The 10952-nt window shown below is 59.3% G+C and carries 14 protein-coding genes; 9 read left to right on the top strand and 5 right to left on the bottom strand.

The window, feature by feature from the left end; translation table 11 throughout:
• The first annotated feature begins 132 nt into the window (after positions 1-132).
• The gene (locus A3728_RS21500) at positions 133-990 is read left to right on the top strand and encodes a formate/nitrite transporter family protein (protein ID WP_067928628.1); all 858 of its coding nucleotides are present in this window, start codon (positions 133-135) and stop codon (positions 988-990) included.
• A 76-nt stretch (positions 991-1066) separates the two neighbouring features.
• Positions 1067-2011: a YihY/virulence factor BrkB family protein gene (locus A3728_RS21495; protein ID WP_067928638.1), complete on the top strand. Its 945-nt coding sequence runs from the start codon at positions 1067-1069 to the stop codon at positions 2009-2011.
• A 4-nt stretch (positions 2012-2015) separates the two neighbouring features.
• On the opposite strand, the gene A3728_RS21490 is transcribed toward A3728_RS21495, so the two are convergent.
• Complete coding sequence (locus tag A3728_RS21490; protein ID WP_067928625.1) at positions 2016-2744, bottom strand: Crp/Fnr family transcriptional regulator; 729 nt, start codon at positions 2742-2744, stop codon at positions 2016-2018.
• A gap of 83 nt (positions 2745-2827) precedes the next feature.
• Between A3728_RS21490 and A3728_RS21485 the strand changes: the two genes are divergently transcribed.
• Positions 2828-3181, top strand: a complete 354-nt coding sequence (locus tag A3728_RS21485) for a hypothetical protein (RefSeq protein ID WP_067928621.1) — start codon at positions 2828-2830, stop codon at positions 3179-3181.
• On the opposite strand, the gene A3728_RS21480 is transcribed toward A3728_RS21485, so the two are convergent.
• The 3 genes from A3728_RS21480 to A3728_RS21470 form a co-directional block, all read right to left on the bottom strand.
• Positions 3153-3527 carry a hypothetical protein gene (locus A3728_RS21480; RefSeq protein ID WP_067928618.1) on the bottom strand — a complete coding sequence of 125 codons (375 nt, stop codon included), beginning with the start codon at positions 3525-3527 and terminating at the stop codon, positions 3153-3155. The two genes, A3728_RS21485 and A3728_RS21480, sit on opposite strands and share 29 nt — an antisense overlap.
• On the bottom strand, positions 3527-3844 hold the full coding sequence (locus A3728_RS21475; protein WP_067928615.1) for a DUF883 family protein: 318 nt from the start codon (positions 3842-3844) through the stop codon (positions 3527-3529). The genes A3728_RS21480 and A3728_RS21475 overlap by 1 nt, the downstream gene beginning before the upstream one ends.
• A 99-nt stretch (positions 3845-3943) precedes the next feature.
• Positions 3944-4753, bottom strand: a complete 810-nt coding sequence (locus tag A3728_RS21470; protein ID WP_067928612.1) for a response regulator — start codon at positions 4751-4753, stop codon at positions 3944-3946.
• A gap of 12 nt (positions 4754-4765) precedes the next feature.
• On the opposite strand from A3728_RS21470, the gene A3728_RS23940 reads away from it, so the two are divergent.
• From A3728_RS23940 to A3728_RS23355, 4 genes are all read left to right on the top strand, one after another.
• Positions 4766-5020: a NepR family anti-sigma factor gene (locus A3728_RS23940; protein WP_330220299.1), complete on the top strand. Its 255-nt coding sequence runs from the start codon at positions 4766-4768 to the stop codon at positions 5018-5020.
• Positions 5017-5574: an RNA polymerase sigma factor gene (locus A3728_RS21460; protein ID WP_067928609.1), complete on the top strand. Its 558-nt coding sequence runs from the start codon at positions 5017-5019 to the stop codon at positions 5572-5574. Before A3728_RS23940 ends, A3728_RS21460 begins: the two co-directional genes overlap by 4 nt.
• Before the next feature lies 1 nt (position 5575).
• Complete coding sequence (locus tag A3728_RS21455) at positions 5576-7300, top strand: sensor histidine kinase (protein ID WP_067928605.1); 1725 nt, start codon at positions 5576-5578, stop codon at positions 7298-7300.
• A gap of 408 nt (positions 7301-7708) precedes the next feature.
• Positions 7709-7867, top strand: coding sequence for a hypothetical protein (locus tag A3728_RS23355; protein WP_161487220.1), 159 nt, complete (start codon positions 7709-7711; stop codon positions 7865-7867).
• Between the two features lie 83 nt (positions 7868-7950).
• On the opposite strand, the gene A3728_RS21450 is transcribed toward A3728_RS23355, so the two are convergent.
• Positions 7951-8502: a cupin domain-containing protein gene (locus tag A3728_RS21450; protein ID WP_067928602.1), complete on the bottom strand. Its 552-nt coding sequence runs from the start codon at positions 8500-8502 to the stop codon at positions 7951-7953.
• 181 nt (positions 8503-8683) lie between these two features.
• On the opposite strand from A3728_RS21450, the gene gabT reads away from it, so the two are divergent.
• On the top strand, positions 8684-10066 hold the full coding sequence (gene gabT, locus A3728_RS21445; protein WP_082851078.1) for a 4-aminobutyrate--2-oxoglutarate transaminase: 1383 nt from the start codon (positions 8684-8686) through the stop codon (positions 10064-10066).
• Positions 10067-10508: 442 nt separating this feature from the next.
• On the top strand, positions 10509-10952 hold a 444-nt coding region (locus tag A3728_RS21440; protein ID WP_150120946.1), incomplete at its 3' end, for a TAXI family TRAP transporter solute-binding subunit.

The raw sequence follows: 10952 nt of genomic DNA, 5'->3' as shown, positions 1-10952 counted from the left end.
TCAACAGGTTTCGGGCGCATCATTGGTTCAACCGCAGGGAATGCAAGTGTCCTTGCGTCGCACCGCGCAGAATTATCTGTAAAAACCCGCGCCCTACGCTAGATGGTGCGCGACTCATAAGGAATGCGCCGAATGGCCCCATTGATACAAAAGCAACCTTCGGTTGAGAAGATTGCCGAAGAACAGGAAACCGAGCGTTCGGTCAAGAAGGCCGCAGCACTGACCCCGCGCCTGATCTACGAGGTCATTCGCCGCGAGGGCGAGGAAGAGCTTGCCCGTACGCATCGTTCGCTTGTCTGGTCCGGCGTGGCGGCGGGCATGATGATCAGCCTTTCGGTTCTGGGGGAGGCGATCTTTCGCACCTACCTGCCTGAGACGCCTTATCGCTATCTGATCGAAAACGTTGGATATTCGCTTGGTTTCATCGCGGTGATCATGGGGCGGATGCAGCTTTTCACCGAAAACACGATCACCACCGTTCTGCCGATCATGCGCAAGCGCACGTGGCATTCGCTCTATTGCATGCTGCGGCTGTGGTTCATCGTGCTTTCTGCGAACGTCGTCGGGGCGTTTGCTGTCGCGGCACTCTTCGTCTTTACACCGGCCATTCCGCCGGAGCTTCTGCCTGCCATCAACGAACTTTCCTATCATGCCACCGGCATGTCCGCCGAAGAAGGCTTCTGGCGGGCTATTCCGGCGGGTGTGATCGTGGCCCTGATCGTGTGGATGCTGCCGCAGGCCGACGAAACGGCGTTTTTCCTTATCCTGACCTTTACCTGGCTGATCGCGGCAGGCGATTTCACCCATATCGTTGCCGGTTCGGTCGAGATGGCTGTTTTGGTCTGGCAGGGGCAACTGGATGCCTATCCCGCGCTGTTCAGGTTCTTCCTGCCGGTTCTGTCAGGCAATATCATAGGCGGTACAGTGATCTTTACGCTGGTCGCCTGGGGCCAGGTGCGTGACGACGTTGAGGAAAACGACCATGAATGACGCGGGATACCGGGTTGTTTGCCGCTTCGTCCGATGGCTATGCTGAGAAGACCGTACGAAAGAGGTATCCGTGCCCGTGAAACGCAGATTGCCGGCTGATCCATCCATCTACTGGGCCGCCTTCAAGGCGAGTCTGGCGCATGTGGCGGAAAATAACCTTGGCCTGATTTCCGCCGGGGTGGCCTTCTTCGGGATGCTCTCGCTTTTTCCCGCGCTGGCGGCCCTGATTGCCCTCTTGGGTCTGATCTCTGACCCGGCGGTCGTGGTGGCGCAGCTTGAAGAGGTGCGTGGCCTGCTGCCTGATGATGTCTACGATATCGTCAACGATCAGGTGGTGTCGCTTGTGACCGCGCGGGCCGATACGCTCGGCTGGGCGGGTGTGCTTTCTCTCTTCGTGGCGCTTTGGTCGGCGCGGGCGGGCGTGGGCGCGATGATGATCGGGCTCAACAACGTATATTATGAAAAGAACCGGAACGCCGCACGTCACTACGCGCGGGCGCTGTTGCTGACGATCAGCCTTGTCGGGGTGGGTATCGTGGCGCTGCTGACGGTGGTGATTGCCCCGGTGGTGCTGGCATTTTTCCCGCTGGGGCCCTTCGGCAACCTGATGGCGGATCTGGTGCGCTGGACCATCGCGGTGATCGTCCTGTTCGCAGGGGTTGGTGTGCTCTACCGCTATGGTCCGAACCGGCGTTCCGCGCGGATGCCCTGGATCACCATCGGCGCGCTGATGGCGGTGGTGTCATGGGCGGCGCTTTCGATCGCCTTTTCCTTCTACGTTGCCAATTTCGGCAACTACAATCAGGTCTATGGCTCCATCGGGGCCGTGATCGCCATGCTGATCTGGTTGTGGATCAGCAGTTTCCTGATCCTGCTCGGGGCCTCGCTGAACGCCCAGATCGAAATGCGCACGAAGTCGGACAGTACCACCGGTCGTCCGAAGCCCTTGGGGGAGCGGGGGGCCTATGTGGCCGATACCGTGCTGCCCCCGGCGGTCGAGACGCCGAAGCGCCCGGACTGAGCCCTTAGAGAAGCGGACGGGGGGTGACTTCTTCCACCGTGGTGAGCGCGACCTTTGCAAGTTCGTCGAGATCGTTGATCTGGAGCCTTTTGTCCGCCCAGGATGCAAGTTGCAGCTCCTTCAGCTTGCTCAGGGTCTTGTTGGTATGCACCAGCGAAAGGCCGAGCGCGTCCGCCATGTCCCGCTGGGTGAAAGGCAGGGACATGTGATTGTTCGTAACCATCCCGAGCGAGCGCCCTCTCAGAAACAGTTTCACCATGGCCCATGCGACGGATTGCAGGGCGGTGCGCTGTCCGATCGTCGCCAGCGTTTCGCCGAGGAAATGTTCCTCCACCGCGGCGAGCCAGGTGATGTCGAAGGCGCGGGACGGATGGTTGCGGAACAGCGACCAGACCTCTGACCGGTCAAAGACGCAGAGGCGCATGTGTGTCCGCGCCTCGACCGAATGGCTCATTTCGCCCAGCAGCCCCGCTTGGAGGCCAAGAAAGTCGCCGGGGAAGACGAAATTGATGACCTGCCGCTGGCCGTTCATCAGCTTCTTGTCGCGTATTCCCATGCCGGAGAGAACGGTAAAAAGCTGCGGTGTGCTGGAGCCTTCCATCAGGATGGTGGCCCCGGGTTCCGTGGTCAGTTCGCCGGTCTTGAACCGCTGCATGAACTCAATCTCTTCGCGAGACAAATTCAGAAAGGCCCGCTTCCGGCGGAGGGGGCAATAACGGCACTGTGTCGTCATCCGAATTCCTAGTCTTGTGTCACAGTTTAATGCGCGGCGCCGCATTCTCTGGTATCATTAGTGCATTAATGGGGCGCTTGGTTATGTCATTTATCGTTTTCGAGAGAGATCCGTTCATTCGTTGCGACATTCTGGAAACGCTGGCAGCGAATTTTCCCGGTGTTCAGGTTTCGGCCTATTCCGCGCTTGAGGAACTGGCCGAAAAGGCCGCGGGTGTTTTGCAGCCCTGTGTCGCTGTTCTGTCTTCGAACCGGAAGGAACTGGAATCTCTTTTGGGCATCCTGCGTGCGAAGACGCAGGACATCTCTTTCGTGGTGATTTCGGACGATACGGCGGAAAGCGACGGGTCCACCGGCATGTTTCATCAGGTGTCCCGCCCGTTCAACTCCGAAATGCTGCTTCGCGCTGTCAGAAGCGCGCTTTCCGGGCAGCAGTAAGCCCGGTAATGAAGGCCACCAGCAGACCGACGACTCCGCTACCCCCTGCCATCGTGGCGGGAACCGCTGCGGTCGCGGCTGCGGCTGCTGCTTCCCTGCGCCTTTGATGGGCGCGATTGCGTGCCTGCATCACCGAAAAGATGATCGATCCGATGCCGACATAGGCCATCCCCAGAATGAGGAAGGTCACCACCGGCGTCGTCACTGTTAGCAAGAAGAGACAGAGCGCCGTCGTCAGGAATATGAACCCGATGCCGAGGAAAATGGCCGCGCTCAGTCCGAGCGCGGCCGTCTTTGCCGTCCGCGATGCGGCGGCGTTGAACTGGGCGGCAACCAGCCCCAGCATCAGCGGCGCGCCGTCACGATACCGACGAGAAAGCCAACACCTGCCGCGATGCCGAGCGCGGTGGCGGGCTGGGTGCGGATGAACTCTTCAGCCGAGGCCTGTGCTTCAAGCGCACGGACGCGGCCTGCCGTGGTGGCATCGTTCACCGCGTCCTTGGCCTGGCGCGTGACTTCTTGCGATTTGGTCTTGCCGTAGTCGCCAAGCGAGTTGGTCAGGGCCGCGATGTCCTTTTTCAGGATTTCGAGCTGGGAGGACAGATCCTCGACCGTCACGTTGGAGGAAGAGGTATCGGTGGAAGCTGTCGTGGATTTCGCCATGGTAAGGCTCCTTTGTATTCTGCGCCCCAAGGGGGGCGATGACGTGGGAAATGCACCGACCCGCCGCCCTGTACCGGGCGGCAGCGCGGTGCAACTGGATCAGGCGTTCAGCGTTTCCGTGGACGAGAAGAACATCGCCTGCGAGACGGCGGAAACGACCTGATCGACGGAATAGGGCTTGGAGATGAGGAAGGCCGGTTCCGGCTTGTCGCCGGTCAGAAGCCGTTCGGGGAAGGCGGTGATGAAGATCACGGGCCGCATGCCCAGCTCGCCCAGCAGATCGTTGACGGCGTCGATGCCCGACGAGTTGTCCGCCAGCTGGATGTCCGCAAGGATCAGGTCCGGCACGTCGGCGCGGCCGAGCTTCACGGCCTCGTCCCGCGTCCGGGCCACGCCGGTGATGCGGTGGCCCATATCCGCCACGATGGACTCGATATCCATCGCGATGATCGCCTCATCCTCGATGATCATGACGGAACCTGTCGCACTGTCCGCCATTTCGCGGCGTGCGATATCGACGAGCTGCTCGGCCTCGCTCTCTTCGACACCCACGATAGAAGCGACTTCGCGGAAATTGAATCCTTCGATCGTATGCAGCAGCAAGGCTTCGCGGCTATCCGTCGTCAGTTTCGCGAGGTGGCGCTGCGCTTTGGCCTGCAGGCCATTCTCGCCCTCTTCGACGGGGGCGCCGGCGCTGGCCCAGATACCATAGAGCACCTTGAAAAGCCCGGTCTTGGTGTCCATACCATCCAGAACCGACCGGTCGACCAGAATAGCCTCCAACGCGGCTGCGGCGAACATGTCGCCGCTTTTCTGGCTACCTGTCATGGCACGCGCGAACCGGCGAAGATAGGGAATGTTGTCTCCCAATTCGTCGCTGATGCTGCGGGTCTGAGGGGTATCGGTCATTGGTGAACGTCCTTGTTTGATTTTTCTTGGAACCAAACATCCGAGCATTGTGTTTGGTTCCAGTATGCGTACTTTAAATTGGACAAAGCTGTGAAGCTAGAGGGCATGTTGGTGCAATCAGACAACCGGGACGATCGGGAAAAAGTGATCGATGAAAATCTGAGAAGGGTTTTCGACGAAACACTCGAAGAAGGTATCCCGGACCGGTTCAAAGAACTCCTGAGCCAACTCAAAAAACAGGAATCCGGCGAAGGTTCACGCGGATGAGCGGAAGTGATCCACGTGACGAGCTGGTAGAGCATCTGCCGGCAATGCGGGCGTTCGCCATCAGTTTGACGCGCAATGGCGCGATCGCCGATGACATGGTGCAGGACACGCTTGTGAAAGCATGGACCAACATCGAGAAATTCGAGGTCGGGACCAACATGCGGGCGTGGCTGTTTACGATCCTGCGGAACACCTATTATTCATCCCGCCGGAAAGCGAACCGCGAGGTCGCGGATGTGGATGGCGTGTTCACCGACAATCTGGCGGAGAAACCCGCCCATGACGGTCACATGCAGATGGCCGATTTCCGCAAGGCGCTGGCCTTGCTGAAAGACGAACAGCGCGAAGCGTTGCTTCTTGTCGGTGCATCCGGGTTTTCCTATGAGGAAGCTGCGGATATGTGCGGTGTCGCCGTCGGCACGATCAAAAGCCGCACCAATCGGGCCCGCGCAAGGCTGGCGGAACTGATGGGGCTCAATGAGGATGAGGCGCTTGAAATGACGGACGACGCCACAATGTCAGTTCTATCTGCGTCCAAAGTATCTTCATTCTGAAATGACATCTGGTTTTTTCAACGGGGATCTGCTGCGCGGACTTACTGTCCGCGTTTTGCTTTTCCTGTCCTTGGCTTTGCTGCCCATAGGACTGATCGCCGTTGTCCAGACCAGACAGATCGCCGAACAAAGCCGGATGAGCGCCGAGTTGTCGTTGTTGGCGATTACCGAACAGGCCTCTGCCGCCGAACGGCTGATCATTCAGGAGGCGTTCGGCGCGGCCGAAGCGCTGTCCCCCATGGTGCGTCTTTGGGGTGACGACAATTCGCTCTGCTCCGAATTTCTTGCAGCTTACGCCGAAGCGTCGAACGCCTATTCGCTTGTCGGTTTCATTCAGCCCGACGGCCGGATGACCTGTTCTTCGGAAGGCCGGGTATTCGACTTCTCGGTGGACGAAGGCTTCATGAAGCTGAAGCAGGAACCCTGGCGCAGGGCGACCTCCACCCGGTTCGGTTCGATCACGGAAAAGCCTGTTACCGTCATCAACGCACCTGTCTTCGAGCAGGAGGAGCTCGTCGGCTACATCGCGATATCGATCCCGCACGAAACCTTCGATGAGATCGAGGAAAGCCCCCGCACACTGAACCCGCTTGCCATGGTGACCCTGAACAAGAGCGGGGAGATCCTGACCACGGAACTGGGCCTTCAGACCGCGGATATCGAATTTCCCACCGGCGTCCCGGTATCGGGCTTTGTTGGCAAGGATCCGATTGTCTTTGCCGCCGACAACGCCAATGGAACCGAGCGCACCTTTGCCGTTTTGCCGATCGTGCCCAATGCCGTCTACGCGATGAGCGTCTGGCCCGCGGATACCGCGATGTTGCAATCGGGTCTTTCCACACGCCTCAGCGGGCTGCTGCCCATCGCCATGTGGCTGGCCAGCCTCATCGTCGCGTTCTGGGCACTCAACCGTCTTGCCATTACGCATATTCGCAAGCTCGGGCGGCAGATGCGGCGCTTTGCGCTGAACCGGACGCTGCCCAAGGATACGCTGGGTGCGGGCGTGCCAACCGAACTGGTGGAGATCGAGGCATCATTCATTGCCATGGCGGAATCCATCCTGCGGGATGAAGCCACGCTCGAAGACGGGTTGCGCCAGAAGAACATTCTGCTGAAGGAGGTTCACCACCGGGTGAAGAACAATCTTCAGCTGATCTCCTCCATCATGAACATGCAGATCCGGCAGGCGAAATCTCAGGATGCGCGTCGGGTGCTTCAGCGGTTGCAGGAACGTATTCTCAGCCTCGCGACGGTGCACAAGAACCTTTACCAGAATGACGATCTGGTGCGGGTCGACGCGGGTGCCCTGATGGAGGAAATCGTGGGCCAGCTCCTTTCGGTCGGCCTCCCCGCGGGCGCGAACGTCAAGGTTGAGAAGCATTTCGAATCCGTGCTGCTCGACGCCGACGATGCCGCGCCCCTGACGCTGCTGGTATCGGAGGCGATGACCAACGCGCTTAAATACGTCCCGGCACACGGCAAGGATACCCCCGGTTCGATCTCGATCTCGCTGACTTTCGAAGAGCCGGATCATGCCCGGTTGACGATATCCAACACGGTGGGCGAAAAGCCCGAGGAAGCCGGCACAGGCCTTGGCTCGCGGCTCATTCAGGCGTTCAGCCGCCAGTTGAACGGACAGACCGAAGTGAGAGATGACGAAGACAGCTACCACATGACGGTAGTCTTCCCGGTACCGCAGCGGTCGAAGCAGGTTTACGACTACTGAATCTTTCCGGCATCACATTTGTAGCATAATGGCATCAATATTGCTCGAATTCGCGGGTTTCCGCTCAACAGAATTCCGCAACACGAGAGGCAGAGCGCCCGGAATTTGTCTCCCCTTACGCGCGGAACATGGTTTGGTACCTTAACTATCGGCCGCCATAAAACTTAACATAAGCAGACAGATAGGCTTAAGGTTGTGTTGCGCACGATCCATTTGCGCAGCGCCTATCGCCCCAAATTGCATCCAAGCCATCTGGAAAGTTTGATCCGAAATATCGCGTTTTGGGCGGCGGAAACCGACAGAGTGCCGCGCAGGAAATCTACTTCTCCCCGGAACCGGTGGCACCGGAGCGCAGTTGAGGTGTCGAAGAGAGCGAAATTCTAAGTTTACACGTGGAAAGGGAAGGACATGGAAACAGAACTGTTTTTTGGAAGTCTGACGATCCTGACCATGGCTGCGATCATCATAGTTGCTCTGACCACGAACAGGCGGAACGACTATAACGAACACCGGCATCAATGGGATGCACAGGAGAGCAATTCAAAGCGTCGCGACGACAGACGCTGACGAACTGCCCCCACCCCGCTGTCATGGACGGACAGTGAACCCCGCGCGCCAGAACGGCGTGCGGGGTTCTTTCTATGCGACCCTCAAAAGCTGGGTGGCGTGCAGGCGCTGATCACGATGCAGGTTTCCTTGCCGGTATTCCTGAACCGATGCGGCAGGCGGCTGTCGAAGAGGTAACCGTCACCCGCGTTCAGCGTTTCGGAAACCCCGTCGACCGTGACCTCGATCGCGCCCTGCACCACGATACCCGCCTCTTCCCCGTCATGGCTGAGGAGTTCCGGCCCCGTGTCGGCCCCCGGCGGGTAGGTTTCGTGCAACACCTGCAAGGCATGGGCTTCGGCGTTGCCCAGTTGGCGCAATGTGACCTGCTGGTCCCCCGTCGGCGAAACGACCGTCAGTTCATCCGCGCGGTAGAACACTTTCGACAGCGCCGTTTCTTCGAGGTTCGAAAAGAATTCCGCCATGCTGATGGGAATGGCATCGAGCAGGCTTTTGAGGGACGCGACCGAAGGGCTGGTCTTGTTCTTTTCAATTAAAGAGATGGTGCCGTTCGTCAGGCCGGCCCGTGCAGCAAGCTCGCGCTGCGACAGGCCGCGCTGCTTTCGGATTGCCCGAAGTTTGGTGCCGATATCCAAGCTCATTCTCCGCAGTCGACGCCCACATCGTCTAGAACGCGGGCTGGATGTTGTCACAGGCAAATTTCAGCCTGAGGCGACATAGCGCGTTAAATGCCGTGCAGAATCAGAATTGACAATTATATTAAACATCATAAGAGCGTTTTTTAAACGCATCTCGTCTCCATGGAAGGAAACCTTCATGCCCAGCACTGCAAAGAAGACCACCCGCAAGACAGGCGGGAAATCATCCGCGAAGATCTCCATCGTGGAGACTTCGAGCACGCAGGCGACCAACGCTGACCTGATCGCGCGCCGCGAAAAGGCAGTGGCACGCGGGGTCGCATCGGCAGCGCCGGTCTATGCCAAATATGCCGAAAACGCAGAGCTCTGGGATGTGGACGGCAACCGCTACATCGACTTCGTCGGCGGCATCGGCGTGCTGAACACCGGCCATCGCCACCCCAAGGTCGTGGCCGCCGCGAAGGCGCAGGAAGACCTCTATACGCACACCAGCTTTCAGGTGGTGCCCTATGCGCCCTACATCGAGCTGGCCGAGAAGCTGAACGAACTTGCCCCCGGTGACGCGCCGAAGAAGACGCTGCTCGTGACAACGGGTGCCGAGGCCGTCGAGAATGCGGTAAAGATCGCCCGCGCTGCGACGGGTCGCCCCGGGGTCATCGCCTTCACCGGCGGCTACCATGGCCGTACGCTTCTGACCCTCGGGATGACCGGCAAGGTCAGCCCCTACAAAAAGAACGTGGGCCCCTTCCCGGCGGATGTCTTCCGCGCGCCCTTCCCGTCGCTGCGGGACGGCATCACCGTCGAGGATGCGATTACCGGGCTGAAGAACCTGTTCCTGACAGATGCGCAGCCCGACCGTGTCGCCGCCATCATCATCGAGCCGGTTCTGGGCGAGGGGGGCTACACCCCCGTTCCCTTCGAGATGATGCAGCAACTGCGCGAAATCTGTGACCAGCACGGAATCATGTTGATCGCCGACGAAGTTCAGGCGGGCTTTGGCCGGACCGGCACATGGTTCGCCATCGAACATTCCGGCGTCGTGCCGGACCTGATCACCGTGGCGAAATCCATGGCAGGGGGTTACCCGCTGGCCGGTGTAATCGGTCGCGCTGACATCATGGATGCGATGGACCCCGGCGGCCTCGGCGGTACATATGGCGGCAACCCCGTCGCCTGTGCAGCGGCTCTGGCAGCCATCGAGGCGATCGAGGACGAAGGCCTGCTGGCCCGGTCTGCCCAGATGGGTGAAACGCTCAAGGCGCGGTTCGCAGAGATCGGCGCACGGTCCGCGCCCTACCGGTTCTGGGATATCCGCGGCCTCGGGGCCATGGTCGCCGTCGAATTCGTCACCGACTTCGATAGCGCCAAGCCGGATGCGGACTTTACCAAGCGCGTGATCGCACATGCGATGAAGCGCGGTCTGCTGCTGCTCGGATGTGGCATGCACGGGAACGCGGTGCGCGTGATGGTGCCGCTGACCGCCTCTGACGAGATTGTCGAGGAAGGGTTGAACATCTTCGAAGAGGCAGTTCAGGCCGCGGTGGCAGAAGAAGCCCACTGACCTGATCTGCTTGGCAACGAAACGGCGGGGCGGGGTGATTACCCCGCCCTTTTTGCATCCCACGTATCCCAATTTCCGAATGTGTCGGAACAAACCTGAGTTGTAAAATTTCCGACACAATGATGAATATATTTTACACATAGGCAGGGCCGAGGCAGTTACCCCGAACTGCAACGCCTGTTTTTCCACCATTTTTACAAATACTTATTCCCACAGTGCGTCAAACCTCACAGGGCGCTTGATCATAATTTCAAACGTGCCTAACCTGACTTTCAGGAATCTCCATTTCGCGTTGGCCGGGAGTGCCGCGACGAAACCTGGAGGGGGCAAAGGTCGTCGTGTGAGTGCGGATCATCTTGAACGCAGCCGCAGACGTTCTAGCCTGAGAGGATGACGGCGGATTCAATTCTACGCCGTGATTAGCAACAAGGGAGTATAAGCTATGAAGCTATTCAGAACGCTCGCGGTGGCAGGGGCCTTGTCGGCCGGTACTGTCGCGATGGCGCAGGAAAAATTCATCACCATCGGTACGGGCGGTCAGACCGGCGTCTACTTCGTCGTCGGTCAGTCAATCTGCCGCCTCGTCAACCGTGAATCCGACGAGCATGGTCTCAAGTGCACGGCGCCTTCCACGGGCGGCTCCATCGCGAACATCAACGCGATCAAGGCCGGTGACATGGATATGGGCGTGGCCCAGTCTGACTGGCAGTTCCACGCCTACAACGGCACATCCCAGTTCGAGGGTGACAAGTTCGACAATCTGCGCGCGGTCTTCTCCGTCCATGGTGAGCCGTTCAACGTGATCGCCCGCGCCGACAGCGGCATCGAATCTTTCGATGACCTCAAGGGCAAGCGCGTGAACATCGGCAACCCCGGTTCCGGTCAG

This window comes from Sulfitobacter sp. HI0040 (assembly GCF_001634885.1).
Lineage (GTDB): Bacteria > Pseudomonadota > Alphaproteobacteria > Rhodobacterales > Rhodobacteraceae > Sulfitobacter.
This window is presented reverse-complemented; position numbering and strand designations above follow the sequence as displayed.